A 19371-nucleotide genomic window follows, 5' to 3' on the forward strand; every position below is an offset into this window, starting at 1 on the left:
AAAAAACTACTACGTTACACGTATTTTTATATTGACAGTATATACTTATTAGGTATATACTTAATACGTAAGGGGGTGAGGTAAAATAAACGCCAAGCGTAATAAAATTAAGGAAATAAGAATTTCAAAAGGTATTGGACAGGAAGAGTTAGCTTCTGCTCTAGGCGTTTCTCAAGCAGAAGTAAGCCGAAAGGAAAATGGAATTACATCAATTGACCTTGAACAATTAGTGATTATAGCAACGGTTTTAAAGGTCTCAGTTGGCGAGCTAATCGGCGGTCCAGATCAAACCACGCTGCCGAGGACAGGGTAGTTTTAGTTAATATCTGACCATATTTCATCTTGCTTGGCTAATTGTTCCGAAGGGTAGATAATTATTCGAATATTACCAAGTTTTCCATTAGCTCCAAACGACCACATATATATCAACCAAAGTCTTGACTTATCAAAATCAAGTTCAAGTAGTTTAGCTCCATGGTCAAAGCTGCCATTTTCAAGTTTAACTTTATAGGGAACTCCCTGATAGGTTAAATAATTCTTAATAGAAAGTTTTGTCCACTCTCCGAACAATTCTTGATTTATAGCAAACGGACTTCGATTTTGAGAAATTATCACCTTGTTGATATAAATAAGAATGTCCCATGTTTGAGGTGAAGGCATATCACTATTGGTAGTTAGATACACTTTTTTCAAGGAAATAAGAGAATATGCTTTCAGTACATTAGTTGCACCTTGATTAGACTCCCAAATGATTTTGCCAGATATACTAGGACTAGTAGCAATATTTTCATAAAGAGTAGTTCCCGCCTCCTGTAAAGCACAAACCCAAAATAAATCTATTAATTCGAGTGGTTTCGGTTTATCTAACTGTAATGGCAACTCATTTGAATTAAATGATACGTCGTTTGTGGTTATTTGTTTTTTGTTTTGAGTGGCAATCTCTTTGTGGTATTTCCATTTAGCGTATTCTTCTTCCATTAGTGGTATATCACTAAAATCTATTGATATATTTGGATATTCTTTAGATTGTTCGTGCTCATATCTTTCGGCAAAAACATCTTCTTTTGTTTTAGGAATGCAAGGGTGTTCGATATAATCACTGCATTCGTCAATTTTCATGGCTGTAGAAACTTGAACAATCATTATTAATTGTGCAAAAACTCCCAATGCCATTATGCCTATAAAAACGAGATTTCCTGTTTCGGGGTGGATGTTAAATATCAGCGATAACATAAACACCATACAGCCTACCATCGTACAAAAGGTTGCAATCATGGTAGCGGGAGAATCACTTTCTTTACTAGCCAAATGTCCAACGGGTGCCGTAGCAACAGAATAGGCCATGATCATTAGCGGAATTATTCCGGTACCGCCTGGACCTATATACGAGACATAAACTCCAAAAATAAAAATTGACCAATACCATAAAACACCGAAAACATAGACACTTGAACAGAAAAAAAGAAAATAACCTATAAATCCAGTGCCCTTATTTATCATTTTTGCAGCCGGTATAGAGAAGATCATTGCAGGAAGCATAGCAAAACCGATTACAAAGGATGACACAAGTGCAGTTGCAATGGCTATTCCAACAGGTGCCCATTTCCCAATGATAATAAGCCAAATACCTGCGATTATACCGCCAAACATATTCAGAATCATAATAGGTACAGATAGGGCGCTGATGATTTCCATAATTACCTCCTATCCGGCTTTGTCAGCCAAATAAAATAGTGGTCCCAGAACGAACAGAGTGAGAGTGTTAATTTAAAAAACAATAAGGACAGGGATAACCAACAGCCAGCTAGTATTTCGAGGACGGGGTAAGGGAGGGTGTGATACGCAATATGAATCGCCTAAATGATAAAAAAGATGTTTTCTTTTTAATTTTGATTGGTTTTAGCCTGGGATTCTCGTTATGTGCTTTTTTGTCTAGTCTTTGATTACTGTAAAAACCCAATAACACCTAGGCTGATAATTAAGCCTAATAATGAAATCCATATAGCATCCACAGTTACCTCCTTTCCGGCTTATCGCTTCGCCCAACCAAATAATCAAGACTGACATTGAAGTAGTCGGCCAAAGCAACAGTTAGATCAATACTAGGGGACTTTTTTCCGCATTCCAAATTACTCAAGGAAGCTCTGTGAATCTTAAAGGTATCAGCAAATTGCTTGGCTGGAATTGCATGAAATTCCCTTAATTCACGGAGTCTAGAGCCAAATAAAGCCTTCACAAACATATTAAAGAAACTCCTTCTTTTAGTAGGCAATTCCATTTAGTGGATTTTCGCTAGATGGAATGTAAATTCCTGTAATATGGATTAAAAAATAGGTGGATTTTGGAGAAAGGATTTGAACCTAAACCGCTATTGCCGAAGATCGGTAGCGCCACCGAGCTGCGTCGCAGCAGATAGAGAACAGAAACCAATTATTTCCAGAAAATACTACATAAAACAAAAGTAAGAGGAGGGGAGGATTTTGGCAGTTACCAGGGCCGTCCCAGGCAATCGCCGGCATATACATAGTGCTAGAGGTGATCGTATGGAACCGAAATACGCGGCCACTTATAAGTTTGGTAAAAGCACTGTGCATGTGGTAGCGCCTCCGCCAATGTCAGAGGAACAAAAGGAGCTAGTACTTGTAAATCTGCATAAAGCTGCCTGGACTGCTTGGAACTCTTTACCTGTTGAGGAGCGGCTTAAAATTAATTTAGGTGTGGATTTGACAAAGATTCTTCAACGGCGGCTTTTAATGCTCATGGCCGAGTAATTCGGCTTAATTGAAATATAGACAAGCGGGGGTGACGGCATGCGGTGCACAAACTGCGGAAAGGAGTTGTCGGTTTGGGATCTTATCGTCAGAAGAAATAAACGCCGGCCGGTGTGTCGCCGGGGTTATGATTGCTATCGGCGGCGAGTAGCAGTTAATAGCCGCATGGTCAAGGTTCGTGAAATTGCCGCTAGGTATTACAATTTTGCGGGGTGAGGGAGTGGACAAAAAGAGGTTCTTTACGATTTCTTTAATGGCTTGGCTTGTAATTGTATTGGCTGTCAGCTGTGGCAACAGTGAACCGGTGGCAAAAGGGAGGCTGGTGACTGAAACTTACACGGTAGTCACGGGCGATACCTTAGATGTTATATCTTATCAGTTTATCAAAAAATCTTCTGTTAGGCGGGATGTTCGGGAATTCCGCGAAGGTATTATTCAATTGAATTGGGAGGAGGTGTTTAAAAATCGCTATCCTCATGGATTAATCCGGCCAGGGGACAAGCTCAAGATCAACTACTGGGTCGAAGAAAAATAGCCCTACCGGGAGAACGGCAGGGCGAATGGAGGTGGGTGACAGACACAAGGAGGCTCCTGATTTCATGACTATTATCTCACGAAAAGGAGGTGAGAGGGGATGCCAAAATTGACGGAGTTAGTGCCATTTTTGGCGGAGCAGGGATTGCCGAAAACTTTACCCGGGATATTGCGTGGTCTCCGGCTATACCGTGGCTTGCCGACCTGGCGCGTAGCGCAGGAAGCGCATATGAGTGAGAGGACTTACGAACGAACCGAAGCTGGGAAAAGAGACGTGACGCCGGATGAATTGCGAAAGCTTGATGAAATCCACGATTGCAATGACGAATTGATTATGTTTCGTTTCGGCAAGATCAAGTTTAGTCTTGGAAAAAAGAAAAATCGCCTGTGCGCCAACACAGACGAAGTAAGTTAAAACAAATTATATCATTGCCATTGTACCATGCCCGGTTATTGGCAGTCAATTGGAGGGCGTTAAAATGTACGGTGAATACTGCGATATTTGCAAAAGTTATGTGCCCGAACATATCCGTTTTGTTGAGGACAAAGACGGAAAGCCGCTGGACGTATGCGGTTTGTGCTTAGATAACCTGCAGGCGGACGAGCTTGTAGATGATGACGGATACCTGAAATTTAGTTTCGAGGTGAAGAATCGTGAGTGTGTCGATATTGGCCAAGACGGCAGACATTGGTCGGGCCGAGTGGCTTGAGCTTAGAAAACGGGGAATAGGTGGCAGCGACGCCGCGGCGGTAACCGGGGTTAGCCGGTGGAAGTCCGCCGTAGGGGTGTGGCTGGAAAAAACTAGCCAAGTCCCGGACGAGGAGCCGGGAGAGGCAGCATACTGGGGTACAAAACTTGAAGATGTGGTTGCCGGAGAATTTACGATTCAGACTGGGTTAAAAGTCCGCCGGCGCAATGCAATCCTTCAGCATCCGGTACATACTTTTATGTTAGCCAATATAGACCGGGAGATAGTCGGCTCAAAAATAGGCTTGGAGTGTAAGACTACCAATGCATTTATGCGGGCAGAGTGGGACGGCGACACATTGCCGGACGCCTATTATATCCAGTGCCAGCATTATATGGCCGTGACCGGATATGAGGCATGGTGGATTGCCTGCCTGATCGGTGGCAATCGGTTCATATATAAACTAATTGAGCGCAACGAAGAATTAATTCAGCGCCTGATAGAGATAGAAGAAGCGTTTTGGCAACACGTTGTAAACGGCACTATGCCGCAGATCGATGGCACTAATGCCTGCACAGATGCGTTGCTAAGGATGTATCCAGAGGCCAATGGCCGCGAGGTAGAACTGCATGAAACAGCTGAGTTGTGGATTGGTCAATATGAACAGGCCAGTAAAGAGGAAAAAATTGCCAAGGAGCGCAAACAAGAGGCTCAGAATGCGCTGATCAAGATGCTGGGCGATGACGAGCGGGGCCGGTCCGGTGAGCGTTTAGTGAAGTGGTCTAATGTGGCTGGCAGGATCGGGTTTGACACCGAACTGTTTAGGACAGAGCACCCTGAACTATACAAGCGGTATGTTAAGCAAGGCAAGCCGTCGCGGCGGTTTAGCGTGAAGTAGGGAGGAATGACAGTGGCCAGTGTTAACGGCAGCAATGCTGCTCTTGTAAATAGAATGGCCGGGGCTAATCATGCTCCGGCCGCCGGGGAAAAAGAAGTTGGTTTAAAGGCAATGCTCGGCAATGCCAACGTGCGCAAGCGGTTTGAAGAGTTGCTTGGCAAAAAAGCGGCCGGCTTCATGTCCAGCCTGATATCGGTAACTAACGGCAATGCTCAACTGCAAAAAGCGGAACCGCAAACCATTATTGCGGCCGGCGCCATAGCCGCGGCCTTGGATTTGCCGGTTGATCCTAATCTGGGGTTTGCTTACATCGTGCCATATAACACCAAAAAGAAACTGCCGGATGGCTCGGAAATTTGGGTTAACCAAGCGCAGTTTCAACTTGGTTATAAGGGATATATTCAGCTGGCAATGCGTACCGGTCAGTACAAGACGATTAATGCCTGCGAGGTTTATGAGGGCGAGATCAAAGGCATTAACCGCTTTACCGGCGAGGTTGAGTTTGGCGAACAGACGTCAGACAAAATTGTCGGATATATGGCCTATTTTAAGTTACTAAATGGCTTTGAAAAGTACTTGTATATGACCAAGGGAGAAATCGAAAGGCACGCTAAAAAATTCAGCCAGACATATAAAAAAGGGTTTGGTAAGTGGGCTGATGATTTTCATGCCATGGCTATTAAAACGGTCTTAAAGCGGCTGCTGAGCAAGTATGGCATATTATCCATAGAAATGCAGACAAGCCTACAAGCTGACCAGGCGGTGGTAAGTCAGGATGCTGATGGCAATACCTCGTTTGAATATACGGACGGTGCGACGATTGATGCCGAAGGAGTTGTGGTTGATGACCAGCCTACTGATGATGAAATCCTGGCGGCTGCTATCGGAGGTAATGCGTAATGGCAATACAACCAAAATCCGTGGAGGTGCAGGTTGCGTGACAGAGAATTGGTACGCTTTTGCACTTGCCCTGATGAGTCCGCGCTTTATAACAATAGAGACCGCATTTGAACACCTTGCCCGGGGACGCTATGCCGGCGATAGGAAATTTAATGTGTTAAGCGAGTCAGATGTCCAGGATATGGTCAATATGCGTGCTGGCGGAGAGACATGGAAAGCAGTCGGCATGGTGTATGGATTAAGCATGGATGTTGCAAGACGTAGAATACTTCGTTTCTTAGAATCCCGTGAGAGGTCTATGTGTGATGAAATGCAAACGATGCAGACGGCTACTTAAAGACCCGTTATCCATCGACCGCAGTTACGGGCCGGTCTGCTGGGCGGCAAGCCAGGCTCAGAACCCGGCGCCATCCCGGCCGATATCCAGACAATTAGAATTGGAGTTTGAGCTGCCGAGCCGGCTCTTTACTCCCGGCTTGAGTCTTACAGAGCAGTATAAGATCGTGAAGCGATTACTTGATATGAAATAGTGGGGAGGAATTACAGTGAGTATGTTTGACAAAGTAAAATCGATTATTGTTGAACAGCTTGGCGTCGATCCGGCTGAAGTCACGATGGATGCCAATATTATTACCGACCTGGGCGCAGATTCTTTTGATATGGTTGAGTTAACTATGTCATATGAAGAGGAGTTCAGTATTGAAATTCCGGATGATGTCGCATTGAACCTTAAAGCTGTCCAAATGGTTGTTGACTATATCAAGAAAGAACGGGGGGAAGCCGCATGAAATCGACAGGCATAGTGCGCAAGGTTGATGAGCTTGGCAGGATAGTGATTCCCCGTGAGTTACGTAGGACCCTGGATATCGAAGAAAAAGACCCTCTGGAGATCTATGTGGAAGGTGACCGGATCATCCTCCGGAAGTATCAGCCGGCCTGCATCTTTTGCGGGGAGGCGAAAGATATTGCAACTTTTAAAGGTAAAAACGTGTGCCAGGGCTGCCTAAGTGCCTTGGCCGGGAAACCGAAGGTATCTGAAAATGAACGATGCGCCTAAGAAGTGCCCGGACTGCGGGGAAGTGCATCCACCGATAACCATGAATTTATTTAAGGAGGCTGATCTTGATGGAAATCCGGTTCAACGGCAAGGAGCTGGAGCGAGCGGTCCAGGCAGTAAACAGGATAATCTCCGGCCGGCTTCCTAATCCGATTCTTTCCGGGATATTGATAGCAACCGATGGTGACAAGGTGCAGTTTACGGCGACTAACTTTGAAACCTCGATTCGGTATGCTGCCGAAGCAGAGATAAGAGAGCCGGGGACGGTATTGGTCTCAGGCAAGCTGTTTCATGAGTTGATTAAACGGATGCCCGGCCAAGACATTACGATAACCACTAGAAAAAAAGATAAGATGTTGACCGTGATCAGTGGTCGGGCTGTATATGACATTTTAACAATGGATATAGATGATTACCCAGAACTTGAGGTCAAAGCTGACGGCAATCCGGTTTACATTAAGGCTGAAATGCTGCATGAAGTTCAGAAAAAAGTAGCTTTTGCAACTATGCAGACGGAACTAACGTCCCCCGTATTCTCAGGGGTGTATTTACACATCAAAGACGGGTTTATGTCGGCTATCGCTTCGGATAGAAAAAGGTTGGCTCGGTTAGTTTTTGCTATGGCGGGCGAGGGGGCAGTTATTCTGCCTCCCAAGGCCTTAGGGGAGATTACTTCTTTGGTAGACGGAGACAAAGAGGTTTCTGCTTTTTGGGACAACGGTAAAGTGGTTTTCCTGACCGATAGTATCCGCTATGAGTCCCGGATCATTACCGGTACCTTTCCTGATATAGAACGGGTTATTCCCAAAAGTCCGGTAGCAACAATACGTATAGATCGGATGGAGTTGGTACAAGCAATTGAACGGCTATCGCTCATAGGCCTGGAGCGGCAAAAAGATTTCACGCTAAACAATATCTATATCACGATGGATACCGACATGATCCATATCAGGTCAAGCAAGGCGGATAAAGGGGCCGCTCGTGAAGAAATACCGGCTGTGATCGAAGGCGAGTCAATGGAGATATGTTTTCACGGGACGCAAATCAGTGATTGCCTGAAAGTGCTTGCTAGTGATAAGGTGGTCCTGTCTCTGACAAGCACGAAGGCGCCTGCAAGTATAACTGGCACGACTGAAGCTGATTACATTTATGTCGTTAGCCCCATAAGTATGGGGCCAGCTCCAGCGCAGGCGGCAAGTTGAGAATGAGATGACACCACAAGAGTTTCTGCAAAAGATGAGCCTACCGTATGAGGCAAAGGTCAATTACGCCTATAACATGGCATGGGAGTTTTACAACCGGTTAAAGGGAGAGGTGTTTTGCAGTGTCGGCGGGTTAGATAGCCTTACCTTGCTAACCTTTCTCCGCAAGGAAGTCTCCAAAGACATTCCCGGTGTCAGCGTATCGTGCCTTGAAGATAAGAGTATTAGTGCAATCCATAGGACCTTTGCTAACTTTGTAATGCTGCGGCCGTTGAAAAATAAGGCACAGGTTATTCGTGAACATGGCTATCCCGTACTATCAAAGGAAAAGGCCGGTAAAATTCAGGCGTTGCAAAATCCTACTCCGGAGAATGCTACTGTACGCCATGCAATTATGACGGGAGAAACGGGGGAATATGGCGGCTTTAAGACTAAGGAAACCGGCAGTAGAATGCAACTGCCAATGAAATGGCTTTGGCTGTTTGGCGGTCCTGAGAATGAGCAGTATGGCACCAAATACAAAACTGCACCTTTTAGCGTAAGCCCAGATTGTTGTTATTGGATGAAGGAAAAACCGGCCGATAACTATGCAAAAGAAACTGGCCGTAGCCCCTATATGGGCCTGATGGCCAGCGAGGGTGGTCAGCGAAGGTTTGCCCTGGTTAAGCATGGTTGCAACCTTTATGGTAAAACTGTTACTCGTTCCTGCCCGTTCGCCATCTTTAGCCGGCAAGACTTGCTGCAACTGGCTTTGGACCTCAATGTTCCGGTGCCCAGAATATACGGTGAAATCAAACGTAAAGATGACGGTACACTTTACACCACAAGGGCCCAGCGGACCGGCTGCAATATGTGCGGGTTCGGCATCCATTTTGAGCCACGGCCTCACCGATTTGACCGGCTGAGAGAGGATAATCTTAAGGAATGGCATTTCTGGATGTATACCATGGGTTGGGGAAAAGTCCTAGATTATATCGGGGTTCAGTGGGAAGACGAGTATGTGGTATATGAGCAGACAGACTTATTCGATATGGTGGCAGGGGCTTAGGACAATAAGGAGGTGTTGAAATGAATAAAGATGTGGATATAAAAGAACGTGAAAAACATATTTGCTATGTATGTAAAAAGAAAACGGCACTGCTGCCGCTAGAAGATGGAATTTATATTTGCAATTCCTGCGCCCAGGTAATGGCCGAAATGTCACCATCCTAAACCTTGTCCCATAAATGCATAAAAGACATTGCTTCACCTTCTAATCCAAGTCGCATGTCAGTAGTAACCTTAGTTTCAAGTGGATACATTTTTCCTTTTTTAATACTAAGGACAGCATGCGTAGCTTTGGGATATGGGGTTAAATATGCGGAATCTTCCATGAGAGTAAGTAGGGAGTTTGCTTTACGCTTAGTAAGTGTTTCCTTATGCTCCTTAAAATACATCTTAATAACAAATGGAACTCCATTTATGATTAACCCCATTTCTGGTGTAGAACGAACGACTAATCTGTCAAATGCCCAAAATGATCGATCAATGTCAAACCACTCAATGGATTTACCTTTGCAGAATTTTTGATATGCAGATATTGCTTGAGTATACTGATTTATCTTTTTCTCATGTAGACCATCTAGAATTTCTGCGAGTGTAGAGATATCAAGATTATTCTGATGGATGTTCTTTATTTCATCTCGAAGTAATTTCCAGAAGTCTAGTCCAGGATGATATTCCGGTTGAGCTTTAAGTGACCGAACGTAACTAACCCGTGCAGTGCTACCTTTGAGTATAAAATCCATAAATTGAGTAAATCCAATTTCTATTTTATCCAAAAGCACATCTCCCTTTTTTACAAATTGTTACATGGGAAATTCTTCATTTGTTTAAAATCTCCTTCTTAGAGAAAATAAAGTGCTTCGCACAGGAAAGTGTCTATTAGGCGGTGGGATATGAACTATGCAAAACTACTAAACGCGTTCGAGGATTATAGTGATAGAACCGGGTTGCCAACATATGCCCAGTTGATTTATTACAAACTTTTTGCATTAAATAACAGGGCAGGATGGGCCGAATGGTTTGACGCGACCAATCCTTACGTTATGTTTAGGGCCAATGTCAAAGATGAGAAGACCTTTATTCGTCACCGCAATCTTTTACAACAACATGGACTGATTAAATTCCAGTCTGGCAAAAAAGGGCAACCGACAAGATATAAATTAATTCCCATTTATGAAAACACTGGGTTAAACCCAGTAAATAATCCAGTGATTATACCAGGGAATAATCCAGTAGAAACGCCAGTAAATCCTCCAGTGAAAACGCCAGACATATATAAACATAAACAGAAACAGATAGATACAGCTGTAGTATTTGGCGCGCGCGAGGCGGACAAGGTCCTGCTCGCATATCAAAACAACATCGGCGTGCTAAATGACATCGCGGCAAACAAGCTGGATACTTTGACTGAGATGTATACGGCGGAATGGGTATTGGCCGCCATTGAGGAAGCGGTTATGGCCAATGTGCGTAAACTTGGCTTTATCGAATCTGTGCTCGGTAACTGGGGGGTAAATGGCTTTAAAATAAAGCCGTGGGAGGTTGAAAAATGTGGGAGAGGGGATAAATCCAGCCATAGCGGCGGTAGTAAACAAAGCCAGAGAGGCGGCAGGGGCAGCCCGTCAAGGTCAAGTACGGACTGGGAAAACGAACCAGACACCCTCTGACCGCGATCGGGTTTCGTATGCTGAGCTTGAAAAGCGTGGTATTTACCGCCGGTACTGGCATTGTACATTTGCGGAAATGGAGCGAAAGGGGATTCCTGTGCAGGTGCAAAGCCAGTATGCGCAGGTTAAGCAATATATAGCCAATATGCAAGAAAACCGGGAGTCTGGCATTGGTATGGTACTCAAAGGCCCGGTCGGGACAATGAAAACGAGCATGGCAGTAGCCGTGTTGGTCGAGCATTTAAAGGCTGGTCATAGTGGGCTGTTTGTGCCGATGGTTAGCATGCTTGACAATATCTTCACCATGAAGGCCAGGAATAAGGAGGAGTGGCTGGCCTATGAGGAGCGGATACGGAATACCGGCTTGCTGGTGTTGGATGATTTAGGCGCCGAGTACCACCAAGAGTGGGTATTGTCTAAGGTGGACGCCATTATCAGCGAGCGGTATAACCGGATGCAGCCGATTATTATCACCACGAATCTGAGCGCGGATGAGTTAAAGGGCAAATATGCGGAACGGGTTTATGACCGGCTGAAAGGTACGTCAAAGGTGATTAATTTCTCTGGCAAGAGTTTGCGAGAGAGTGCATGAGGTTAGCGGAGCGTGAGTGGTATGGATAAAGTGTTGATTAAACTCACCGTCCCAGATGTGCCGCCCAGTATTAACCGATGGACACGCCTACACTGGACAAGACTGCGTCAGTTTAAAAAGCAATGGGAGCTTGAAGTTTGGGCAACTGCGGTCAAGGCAAAGGTTAATAATAAGCAGCTCGCTAAAGCCGTGATACGCATTACTTATTTTTTCACAGACAGCAGGCGTAGGGATAAAGATAATTATGCTCCTAAGTTCATTCTGGATGGTCTAGTAAAGGCTGGAGTGCTGCAAGATGATAACGCAGACGCAATTGACGTTGACTGGTGTTTTGCTAAAGGGGCTAAGAGGACTGAGATTGTAATTTGGGAGGAATGACCATGGAATACTGCAGCGTGCCAATTAACTGGGTGAAGCCGGTTAAGGAAGTTATCAAGGACCAGGAATTATATTTTGCTACCCAGCATGGCGACGTAGTGACCCGCAAGGCTACAGCCGCCGATATAGCCCGAATTGAGGCCGAGATTGCAGCAAAAGGCAAGCGGGTGAAGTTGGATATATGCGGGGAGCTAGAACTGAACAGGAAGCCTGAAATACCGGATATGCCTTTTGAGGAGATAACTAGGAAGCCGCGGCGGTTGGAGCCGCAGTATAACCCGGTGGAGTTTGGGGATAAGGTTGGATAAGGCTTCCTGCATGGTATGCAGAAAGCCAACACAAATAACGGAGTGAATTCTCGTTTCTGTTTTAATTAAATATAGGATGTCTATAGTAATAAGTTTATATCAAAAAGGGCAGCTAGTCTGCCCTGGTAACAATAAAGTAATGGGGGGCGGTAGAAAAATGAGCGACAAGGCAATTGAAATATTGGCAAATAAGCTGGGTGTGGCGACTGACCAGCTTATACAGGTATTTATCAATCAGGCAACATTAGTGCCGTGGATATATGGGGTGCAAATTGGGGTATGTATATTGGTGCTTTGTACACTAGGTAAGGTGCATATGTGGCTAACGGAATCTGATAGATACTACGGAGCGGACGCCTTTACTTTTACAGGGATGGTTATTGTTAGCATACTGACCCTTGTAGTTGTTGTTTTCGGGATACACGACATACTAACTTCAATATATAACCCGCAGGCATGGGCCATAAAGGAGATATTAGGGAGTATAAAATAAGAGATAAAAAAAAGAGCGACGTTTTGCCGCTCTTTTGGTGCATATTTATATTATTTGGGGGTGGGGTTGAGCATGAATTGCATTAGAGAAGCAGAGAACTACCTACGGTATTACCGTGAATTGCATCAAAGTATTAATCATGCCAGCCGTATGATTGTCCGGCTGAGAATGCAAACTGCCCCAGGTGTGGTTTCAGCCGTAAACATAGATGTAACCGGTATCCGTTCTTCTAAGACTGTAAACACGCTGAACCAGATGTATCAGCTGCAGAAGTGGCAGGAGATGAAGGACCGGACACTCGAAGAGATTGAGAAGATCGAGGAGGCTCTTGCCGGGATCAGCCAGGCGCAGGGGTGTGAGCGGTACCGGGATGTGCTCTTTATGTGGTATGTGGAGAGGCTGGATAAGGATGAGATTGCGGAAAAATTGGGCTATAGCACAAGGCAATCTGTCTACGATATGAAGAATAAAGCTATTCGGAAGTTTGCAGTAGCTTTATTTGGTGTAATAGCATTAGAAGCCATATAAGAGTAGACAAAAAGTAGACACTTTTTTGACTTTGGCTGTGATAAAATAGTAGCATGAGATAGGAACGCAAGGAAAGCCGCTCCGGCAAAGGGCGGCTTTAAGTATGCAAAGGAGCTGACAGCCGTTAAGGCTGTTTTTTTATAGGTTTTTTCTTAGCCTGTAAACCGAGATGGTCTTTTAAGGCAGACTGCAGTACTTTGGAGAAGTTCACATTTTGTTTTTCTGCTATATCATTGAGATAGCGGGGAATAGTAAGGGTTTTCTTGACAGCACGATTGTCAAGCTCAGCCCGAATCGGCAGCATCCAGACTTCAATTAGGCCGATTACTTCGCCGTCTGCTAATTCGATGCTATCAATAGAGGACGGTGCGGGGATATCATCACCGTCGCGTTCCATCCCCCACAGATGAAGCCCTAATGCTTCTTTAGCCATTTCATGAGCATGCTGGAGATTATCTCCTATTGATATACAACCGGGGAGATCGGGAAAGGAAACGCCGTATTTACCTTGTAATGATTTCTCAAAGATTGCCGGATAAATATAAGAATCACGCACCACATAAACCTCCTTTGCAAGCAGCGCTATTAAATAAGCCCTGCTTGTTTTAGTATTGATTTCTCCGTTCTAGGCGTCAGGTCATCGTTTTTGCTATGAACAGGCACGGTAACTTTGCCTTTTTTAACAGGATGCTTAAACTGCCGATGTGAGCCTTCCTGTTCCACTTCATACCAGCCATCTTGTTTTAAGAGTTTAAGTATTTCTCTGACTTTCATCGGCATGACACGAATCCCCTCCTGATAGTTTGAGTATATCATACGTGTTTAATACGTGTCAAAGCTGGATTTTACGAAAATAGGGATTTTTGCGAGGCGGCAAAGAATTTACTCTCTTCGTCGACATTCCGGGTTTTGACAAACATGTATTACCGTAAAGTCTGGTCGGCGAACCATTCTCATTATGCTGCCACACTTTTTGCAGTGTCTGATAAATCTTAGTCTCATTTAAATCAATCCTTTCACAGTTACTCATTGGCAATATTACGGGTCTATAGAGCTTTATTAAACATTAACGTCCTACTTGGACATTTTTATTTTAATTAAAACTTGGAGATGACACGTATGCCCCGATCCAAACTAACTGTCGGTTTAATAACGCCGACCAGCTATTCTGCCAGATCGAGCCTACCTGGTTGACAGGCGGTGCATCACTTTCAAGCGGCGACCGCGGGAGCCGGATTACCGGGAATTCATGCGGACTGATTTGCCGGTGGCTCCCAAAGAGCGCCGGTGCCGGAATAATAAAGTAACTAACTTGGCGAGGTGATAGCAATGATTATCGATAACACTCTTGGTATAGATGGGGTAATTGTGAACTATAGCGATGGCATCAGTGTGGGCGAGGTTCGGCAGATCCTAGCCGAGGAGCAGGCGCTGTGGCTGGCCAAGGGTAAAACACTGGGCAAGCTGGAACTGGTAGTAGACGGCGATGAGATTGTCGTTAGGGCTGTTGAAAGGTCTCCGATCAAGCGGATTCGGCGCATTACCGGTTATCTCAGTACCGAGGACCGTTTTAACTCCTCGAAGCAGGCTGAGTTGGCAGATCGACGATCACAGTTGTAAAGCAGTACAATATGCCCGGAGGTGGTGACTATGTAGTATGGCGCGAGAACGAAACCCCAACCGTGACAAAGCATTTGCAATATATAGAGAACATGGCGGCAAAATCTCTAACCGCCAGATTGCCGAATTACTTGGTGAAGACGAAAAGAAGATTGCGGTATGGAAACAGCGTGATCGTGATAAGTGGAGTGTTGTACAACATTCAGAAAGCGTTGTACAACAAAATCCCGATAATGTTGTACAACAAAAGAAAAAATGCGGTGCCCCTAAAGGTAATAATAATGCAAAAGGGCATGGCGCTCCCAAAAAGAATAGAAATGCCGTTGGAAATCGCGGCGGACCAGGCGGCCCACCTGGTAATAAAAAGGCTGAGAAGCATGGTTTTTTTGCGCGCATATTTCCGGATAATGATGAAACCCGTGAGATAGTCGAAAGTATTAACCTGAAAAGTCCGCTTGAGATGCTATGGGAGAATATTGTTATTCAGTACACGGCTATTGCCCGGGCCCAGAAGATCATGTTCGTCAAAGATAAAGAGGAAATGATTAAGGAATTGAAGCGGTCTTATGAGAAAAACACAGAGAGAAGTACCACCAAAACTAAGTCTGATTCCCAAGAGTGTGAATATGAGTATGAATTCCAATTCTCCTGGGACAGGCAAGCAACCTTTCTAAAAGCGCAAAGTGCAGCTATGAAAACGCTGGAGGGATTGTTGTCCAGGTATGACGAAATGCTACGGAGCGAGCTGGCCACCGAAGAGCAGCAGGCCCGGATTGATAAGTTAAGGGCCGAGGTTGCGCGGATTAAGGGGGATGATGGCACTGAAGAACAGGGAGAAGAGGACACTTTCCTTGCTGCTTTAAAAGGAAAGGCGTCGGAAGTGTGGGATGACCATGGCGCTTAAGGTGAAGCCATTTAAGTTTGAGCCCTTTTCCAGGAAGCAACTTCAGGTATTAACATGGTGGCTGCCGAATTCGCCAGTCCGGCAGAAAGACATTCTCATTGCTGACGGCGCTGTCAGGTCGGGCAAAACGGTATCAATGTCGCTTGCCTATGTTCAGTGGGGGATGGACGAGTTTGACGGCGAAAACCTGGGTATGGCCGGAAAAACGATTGGCTCCTTCCGGCGCAATGTGCTGGCGCCCCTCAAGCGGATGCTTAAATCCCTAAGATACAAGGTCAAAGAGCATCGAACAGAAAACATGTTGGAAATCTCCCGGCGCGGCCGGGTTAATTTTTTCTATATGTTTGGCGGTAAGGATGAGCGAAGCCAGGACCTTATTCAGGGGATTACGCTGGCCGGTATGTTGTTCGATGAAGTGGCGCTGATGCCGCAATCCTTTGTTAATCAGGCGACGGCCCGCTGTTCTGTTGAAGGCGCCAAGTTATGGTTTAACTGTAATCCGGCTGGACCGTATCATTGGTTTAAGGTCGATTACTTGGATAAGATTATTGAGCTGAATGGCATTTATCTTCACTTCACGATGGACGATAACCTAAGTCTGAGCGCGAGGGTGAAGGAACGCTATGGCCGCATGTACACCGGGGTTTTCTATAAGCGGTATATCCTGGGTCTGTGGGTGATGGCGGAAGGGGTGATCTATGATATGTTCAGCGAAGAAAAGCATAAAGTCAAAACTATTCCCCGGTTGATGAATGAATGGATTGCCATTGACCATGGAACCGGTAATCCGACGGCTTTTCTTCGCCAGGGATTTGATGGCGAAAAGTTCTATACTGCCGCTGAATATTATTACAGTAGCAAGGAAACGGGCCTTCAGAAAACAACTGGAGAATATTCCAATGATCTTCAGGCCTTCACTGTCAACAAACGATTACCGATAATTGTGGACCCGAACGCCAAAGCTCTAATCGTCCAATTGCGAAAAGATGGTTTCCCGGTCATTGAGGCGGAGAACGATGTTCTACCAGGCATTGAGCATGTCGGTAACCTGCTTAATGATGGATTGTATTATATTCATGAACGCTGCATCAATTTGCTTAAAGAAAAGTCGGCTTATTGCTGGGATGTTAAAGCCCAGCAGCGCGGCGAAGATAAACCACTGAAACAACAAGACCATGCCTCCGATGCTGAGAGGTATGGTCTTTATACTATGCGATACCTGATTGATGCCGCAAGGCAGAGAAAGGTCAAAATTCCCAAGGCAGGGCGCCTATAAGGAGGTGGTAAGAGTGAAGAATTATCCTGGTGTTATGTATGACTCTTTTGCCGGCAGTGCCGATATAAGCAAAACCTATGACTTCACGATCAGAAGCATTGCCCTTATCAATGCTGGATCGGATGCAGTCACTATTACGGTCGGCAGTATTACGGCAACGGTATCGGCCGGGCAAACCTTTAATGAACTTGTCATTCCGACTAAAACATTCTCTATTGCGGCAACAGATAGTTTTGTTTGTTATGTGCGCGCTGATGGCTAGAAAGGGGTTGATACTATGGCCAAGGCGCTAAACCTTAAGCCGGAGCAGGAAGAAAAACTGCTGAACTATCTTAAGAATCGTCACCAGGCAGCGCAGCGGTACTACGAAGAAGAAATTGAACCGAAGATCGCGGACCGTATTGATATTTACTATGCCAAAGAAGCGTTCTACGCCAAGATGTTTGAGCGTCTGTCGGAGGTGTCCAGCCTCACGGCGTCCGATGTGGCCGATACAATCGAATGGGTTATGCCTTCGCTGATGAAGATATTCTTTGGCGGCCAGTCGATCATCCAGATCCAAGGCACGCAGGCAGAGGATGTGACGAATGCCGAGACTATGCAGGAATTGATTGACTATCAGATTCAGCGGCGGAATAAAGGTTTCCTGAAGTTCCATAACTGGATGAAGTATGCGCTCATTACCAACATGGCCACGACGAAGTGTTATTGGGAACGCGAGACAAAGCCGGTGGCCTATGTGCAGCAGATGACAGCCGCAGAAATGGACTTGCTGCAGGCACAAAAGAAGAATGTCCAGATACTTGAGGCCGAGGAGATTGCTCCCGGTCTTTTTAATGTCCAGTGGCAGGATGAGAAGGTAATTAAAAACCAGCCGGTAATTGATTTCCTCCTGGCCAGCGAATTTCGTTTTGCGCCTGATGCCCGGGATGTGGATGAACTGGACTTCTCCGAACACGTACAGGCTGTGACCCTGGATGCTATTCGGCGCAAGGTGAAAGCCGGCGAATATCGGAAGCTGAGTGAAGACGATGAGAAGAAACTGGATGCCCTGACATATACCCGGCTTGATGAGGCAACACGGCGGTTCACATACAAGCAGAGTTGGGAGGCAAATGACGATACGCCGAACAAGAAGGTTGAGATCCGTGAGACCTACGTTAAGTATGATGTAAATGATGACGGCTTGCTAGAGGATATCATTGTCTGGTGGTCCGGCGACATCTTGCTCCGGATTGAGGAAAACGCTGTTGGCCGGCATCCGTTTTTTTCGTTGTCACCGACGCTGGACCCGCATCAGTTATTTGCCGAGCGCGGCTTCAGCGAGATGATTGCTCAGATTCAGCATTTGAAGACAGCTCTGCTCAGGTTGCTGGTCTACAATATCACGCTGGCCAATACGCCGCAGGCCGCGGTGGATATGACGAAGTTCCAGGATATTGATGACCTGCTGGAGGGGCGGCAGTACTGGCGTGTCAACGGCGATCCCCATAACGCGGTATTCCCGATTCCCAACAGCCAGATCCACCCGCTGACTATGCCTTTCATGGAATACCTGGAAGGGCAGAAGGAGAATAAAACTGGGATTACCCGGTATAACCAGGGGTCCGATGCCAACAGTCTTAATAAGACAGCCACCGGCATGAGTATGATTATGGGCGCCGCTAACCAGCGGCTGGAGCTTATTGCCCGGATCTTTGCCGAGACCGGGTTTGTGCAGTTGTTTCGCTATATTGCGATGCTTAACCAAATGTACATTGACGATGATACAACGATCATGTTAACGAACAAGACGCTCCGCATCAATCCTGCAAACTTGGCCGGTGATTTCGATTTTGTCATTTCGGCCGGCATAGGCACCGGGACGAAGGAGACGAATGTTCAGCAGTTGCAGCTTCTGTTGGGGATGTACCCGCAACTCCTGCAGATGCGCATTGCCACTCCTGTCAATGTGTATAAATGCGTCAAGAAGCTGATAGAGGAGATGGGCTATAAGAATTCTGATGACTATGTGACGGACCCTGAACAACTTATGCAGCAAATGGCACAAGAGGAGAAGGGGCCAGAAGTCAAGACGACACAATCGCTTCGTATTGATTTCGATAACCTGCCACCAGGCATTAAGGCGCAAATTCTGCAAGCTCAAGGCATTCAGGCCACTCCGGATGAGTTTGTAATGAATATGGATTTACAAGCAGCGGCCAAGGCGGCAGAGAAAGGAGGGATGGCAATTGGACAGGGAACAGAAAGCCAAGCTGGAGTCCCAGGTGCTCCAGGGGGAGACGGCGGCGCAGGTCTTGGCCTGGACGCGCTCTTGGCTGCAGGAATACCGCCAGGGGCTGCTCAAGGTATTGCCTGATACACCGGATGAGCAGGTGTTGGCGCTGAAATATAAGGCGGTGGCCGTCGGGGATTTTGTCCATGCGCTGGCTGCAGCTATAAACGGGGGGAAGGTAGCGCAACAGGTTTTGGATGCGGATAAGGGCGGCGAATAGCTGTTTAATTTTTAT

The 19371-nt window shown here is 45.9% G+C and carries 31 protein-coding genes; 26 read left to right on the forward strand and 5 right to left on the reverse strand.

Annotation, left to right across the window (positions count from 1 at the left end):
- Positions 1 to 133: 133 nt before the first annotated feature.
- Positions 134 to 313, forward strand: coding sequence for a helix-turn-helix domain-containing protein (locus SPTER_RS25850; protein ID WP_425474360.1), 180 nt, complete (start codon positions 134 to 136; stop codon positions 311 to 313).
- A gap of 2 nt (positions 314 to 315) precedes the next feature.
- On the opposite strand, the gene SPTER_RS07475 is transcribed toward SPTER_RS25850, so the two are convergent.
- Together SPTER_RS07475 and SPTER_RS07480 are read right to left on the reverse strand one after the other, a co-directional pair.
- Positions 316 to 1695, reverse strand: a complete 1380-nt coding sequence (locus SPTER_RS07475) for an MFS transporter (protein WP_144349771.1) — start codon at positions 1693 to 1695, stop codon at positions 316 to 318.
- Positions 1696 to 2014: 319 nt separating this feature from the next.
- Positions 2015 to 2242 (reverse strand): helix-turn-helix domain-containing protein, encoded by a 228-nt coding sequence (locus tag SPTER_RS07480; RefSeq protein ID WP_144349772.1) that lies wholly within the window; start codon positions 2240 to 2242, stop codon positions 2015 to 2017.
- A 539-nt stretch (positions 2243 to 2781) separates the two neighbouring features.
- Between SPTER_RS07480 and SPTER_RS24630 the strand changes: the two genes are divergently transcribed.
- The 13 genes from SPTER_RS24630 to SPTER_RS07540 all read left to right on the forward strand — a co-directional run bounded on the left by SPTER_RS24630 (position 2782) and on the right by SPTER_RS07540 (position 9263).
- Positions 2782 to 2922 (forward strand): hypothetical protein, encoded by a 141-nt coding sequence (locus SPTER_RS24630; protein ID WP_170233189.1) that lies wholly within the window; start codon positions 2782 to 2784, stop codon positions 2920 to 2922.
- A 27-nt stretch (positions 2923 to 2949) separates the two neighbouring features.
- Positions 2950 to 3306 carry a LysM peptidoglycan-binding domain-containing protein gene (locus tag SPTER_RS07490; RefSeq protein WP_144349775.1) on the forward strand — a complete coding sequence of 119 codons (357 nt, stop codon included), beginning with the start codon at positions 2950 to 2952 and terminating at the stop codon, positions 3304 to 3306.
- 99 nt (positions 3307 to 3405) lie between these two features.
- Positions 3406 to 3720 (forward strand): helix-turn-helix domain-containing protein, encoded by a 315-nt coding sequence (locus SPTER_RS07495; RefSeq protein ID WP_144349777.1) that lies wholly within the window; start codon positions 3406 to 3408, stop codon positions 3718 to 3720.
- Positions 3721 to 3784: 64 nt separating this feature from the next.
- Positions 3785 to 4015: a hypothetical protein gene (locus SPTER_RS07500; protein ID WP_144349779.1), complete on the forward strand. Its 231-nt coding sequence runs from the start codon at positions 3785 to 3787 to the stop codon at positions 4013 to 4015.
- On the forward strand, positions 3960 to 4892 hold the full coding sequence (locus SPTER_RS07505; protein WP_144349780.1) for a YqaJ viral recombinase family nuclease: 933 nt from the start codon (positions 3960 to 3962) through the stop codon (positions 4890 to 4892). Before SPTER_RS07500 ends, SPTER_RS07505 begins: the two co-directional genes overlap by 56 nt.
- 12 nt (positions 4893 to 4904) lie before the next feature.
- Complete coding sequence (locus SPTER_RS07510; RefSeq protein WP_246105525.1) at positions 4905 to 5792, forward strand: recombinase RecT; 888 nt, start codon at positions 4905 to 4907, stop codon at positions 5790 to 5792.
- Entirely contained in the window at positions 5785 to 6129 is a 345-nt protein-coding gene (locus SPTER_RS07515; RefSeq protein WP_170233190.1) for a hypothetical protein, read from the forward strand. The genes SPTER_RS07510 and SPTER_RS07515 overlap by 8 nt, the downstream gene beginning before the upstream one ends.
- The gene (locus tag SPTER_RS25855) at positions 6098 to 6322 is read left to right on the forward strand and encodes a DUF6011 domain-containing protein (protein WP_425474361.1); all 225 of its coding nucleotides are present in this window, start codon (positions 6098 to 6100) and stop codon (positions 6320 to 6322) included. The genes SPTER_RS07515 and SPTER_RS25855 overlap by 32 nt, the downstream gene beginning before the upstream one ends.
- A 15-nt stretch (positions 6323 to 6337) precedes the next feature.
- Positions 6338 to 6580, forward strand: a complete 243-nt coding sequence (acpP, locus tag SPTER_RS07520) for an acyl carrier protein (RefSeq protein ID WP_144349784.1) — start codon at positions 6338 to 6340, stop codon at positions 6578 to 6580.
- The gene (locus SPTER_RS07525) at positions 6577 to 6849 is read left to right on the forward strand and encodes an AbrB/MazE/SpoVT family DNA-binding domain-containing protein (protein WP_144349785.1); all 273 of its coding nucleotides are present in this window, start codon (positions 6577 to 6579) and stop codon (positions 6847 to 6849) included. The genes acpP and SPTER_RS07525 overlap by 4 nt, the downstream gene beginning before the upstream one ends.
- Positions 6850 to 6917: 68 nt before the next feature.
- Positions 6918 to 8051: a DNA polymerase III subunit beta gene (gene dnaN / locus SPTER_RS07530; RefSeq protein WP_144349786.1), complete on the forward strand. Its 1134-nt coding sequence runs from the start codon at positions 6918 to 6920 to the stop codon at positions 8049 to 8051.
- A gap of 34 nt (positions 8052 to 8085) precedes the next feature.
- Complete coding sequence (locus tag SPTER_RS07535) at positions 8086 to 9099, forward strand: hypothetical protein (RefSeq protein ID WP_211367515.1); 1014 nt, start codon at positions 8086 to 8088, stop codon at positions 9097 to 9099.
- A gap of 20 nt (positions 9100 to 9119) precedes the next feature.
- Positions 9120 to 9263: a DUF4428 domain-containing protein gene (locus tag SPTER_RS07540; protein ID WP_144349789.1), complete on the forward strand. Its 144-nt coding sequence runs from the start codon at positions 9120 to 9122 to the stop codon at positions 9261 to 9263.
- On the opposite strand, the gene SPTER_RS07545 is transcribed toward SPTER_RS07540, so the two are convergent.
- The gene (locus tag SPTER_RS07545) at positions 9260 to 9871 is read right to left on the reverse strand and encodes a hypothetical protein (RefSeq protein ID WP_144349790.1); all 612 of its coding nucleotides are present in this window, start codon (positions 9869 to 9871) and stop codon (positions 9260 to 9262) included. The genes SPTER_RS07540 and SPTER_RS07545 overlap by 4 nt on opposite strands.
- A 117-nt stretch (positions 9872 to 9988) precedes the next feature.
- Between SPTER_RS07545 and SPTER_RS07550 the strand changes: the two genes are divergently transcribed.
- The 6 genes from SPTER_RS07550 (at position 9989) to SPTER_RS07575 (ending at position 13061) form a co-directional block, all read left to right on the forward strand.
- Positions 9989 to 10762 carry a DnaD domain protein gene (locus tag SPTER_RS07550; RefSeq protein ID WP_144349791.1) on the forward strand — a complete coding sequence of 258 codons (774 nt, stop codon included), beginning with the start codon at positions 9989 to 9991 and terminating at the stop codon, positions 10760 to 10762.
- A gap of 76 nt (positions 10763 to 10838) precedes the next feature.
- Positions 10839 to 11354 carry an ATP-binding protein gene (locus SPTER_RS07555; protein ID WP_144349793.1) on the forward strand — a complete coding sequence of 172 codons (516 nt, stop codon included), beginning with the start codon at positions 10839 to 10841 and terminating at the stop codon, positions 11352 to 11354.
- Between the two features lie 21 nt (positions 11355 to 11375).
- Positions 11376 to 11732 (forward strand): RusA family crossover junction endodeoxyribonuclease, encoded by a 357-nt coding sequence (locus SPTER_RS07560; protein ID WP_144349795.1) that lies wholly within the window; start codon positions 11376 to 11378, stop codon positions 11730 to 11732.
- 2 nt (positions 11733 to 11734) lie between these two features.
- Positions 11735 to 12040: a hypothetical protein gene (locus SPTER_RS07565; RefSeq protein WP_144349796.1), complete on the forward strand. Its 306-nt coding sequence runs from the start codon at positions 11735 to 11737 to the stop codon at positions 12038 to 12040.
- Positions 12041 to 12197: 157 nt separating this feature from the next.
- Positions 12198 to 12533, forward strand: a complete 336-nt coding sequence (locus SPTER_RS07570) for a hypothetical protein (RefSeq protein WP_144349798.1) — start codon at positions 12198 to 12200, stop codon at positions 12531 to 12533.
- Positions 12534 to 12605: 72 nt separating this feature from the next.
- Positions 12606 to 13061 (forward strand): sigma-70 RNA polymerase sigma factor region 4 domain-containing protein, encoded by a 456-nt coding sequence (locus SPTER_RS07575; protein WP_144349800.1) that lies wholly within the window; start codon positions 12606 to 12608, stop codon positions 13059 to 13061.
- A 124-nt stretch (positions 13062 to 13185) separates the two neighbouring features.
- Here the strand turns inward: SPTER_RS07575 and SPTER_RS07580 are convergent, their stop codons facing one another.
- The gene (locus SPTER_RS07580; protein ID WP_144349801.1) at positions 13186 to 13620 is read right to left on the reverse strand and encodes a type II toxin-antitoxin system HicB family antitoxin; all 435 of its coding nucleotides are present in this window, start codon (positions 13618 to 13620) and stop codon (positions 13186 to 13188) included.
- A 26-nt stretch (positions 13621 to 13646) separates the two neighbouring features.
- A complete protein-coding gene (locus tag SPTER_RS07585; protein WP_342787123.1) occupies positions 13647 to 13841 on the reverse strand; it encodes a type II toxin-antitoxin system HicA family toxin in 195 nt (64 codons plus the stop codon).
- 549 nt (positions 13842 to 14390) lie between these two features.
- Between SPTER_RS07585 and SPTER_RS07590 the strand changes: the two genes are divergently transcribed.
- Genes SPTER_RS07590 through SPTER_RS24635 form a run of 6 tightly spaced genes read left to right on the forward strand, consistent with a single transcriptional unit; the run spans position 14391 to position 19356 of the window.
- Positions 14391 to 14681, forward strand: a complete 291-nt coding sequence (locus SPTER_RS07590) for an anaerobic ribonucleoside-triphosphate reductase (RefSeq protein WP_144349803.1) — start codon at positions 14391 to 14393, stop codon at positions 14679 to 14681.
- Positions 14682 to 14718: 37 nt separating this feature from the next.
- Entirely contained in the window at positions 14719 to 15585 is an 867-nt protein-coding gene (gene terS, locus SPTER_RS07595; RefSeq protein ID WP_144349804.1) for a phage terminase small subunit, read from the forward strand.
- Between the two features lies 1 nt (position 15586).
- Positions 15587 to 16861 carry a PBSX family phage terminase large subunit gene (locus SPTER_RS07600; RefSeq protein WP_246105526.1) on the forward strand — a complete coding sequence of 425 codons (1275 nt, stop codon included), beginning with the start codon at positions 15587 to 15589 and terminating at the stop codon, positions 16859 to 16861.
- 13 nt (positions 16862 to 16874) lie between these two features.
- Positions 16875 to 17123 carry a hypothetical protein gene (locus SPTER_RS07605; RefSeq protein WP_144349807.1) on the forward strand — a complete coding sequence of 83 codons (249 nt, stop codon included), beginning with the start codon at positions 16875 to 16877 and terminating at the stop codon, positions 17121 to 17123.
- 15 nt (positions 17124 to 17138) lie between these two features.
- On the forward strand, positions 17139 to 19220 hold the full coding sequence (locus SPTER_RS07610) for a portal protein (RefSeq protein WP_144349809.1): 2082 nt from the start codon (positions 17139 to 17141) through the stop codon (positions 19218 to 19220).
- Positions 19213 to 19356, forward strand: coding sequence for a hypothetical protein (locus tag SPTER_RS24635; RefSeq protein WP_170233191.1), 144 nt, complete (start codon positions 19213 to 19215; stop codon positions 19354 to 19356). Before SPTER_RS07610 ends, SPTER_RS24635 begins: the two co-directional genes overlap by 8 nt.
- The last annotated feature ends 15 nt before the right edge of the window (positions 19357 to 19371 follow it).

Source organism: Sporomusa termitida (assembly GCF_007641255.1).
Classification (GTDB): Bacteria; Bacillota; Negativicutes; order Sporomusales; family Sporomusaceae; genus Sporomusa; species Sporomusa termitida.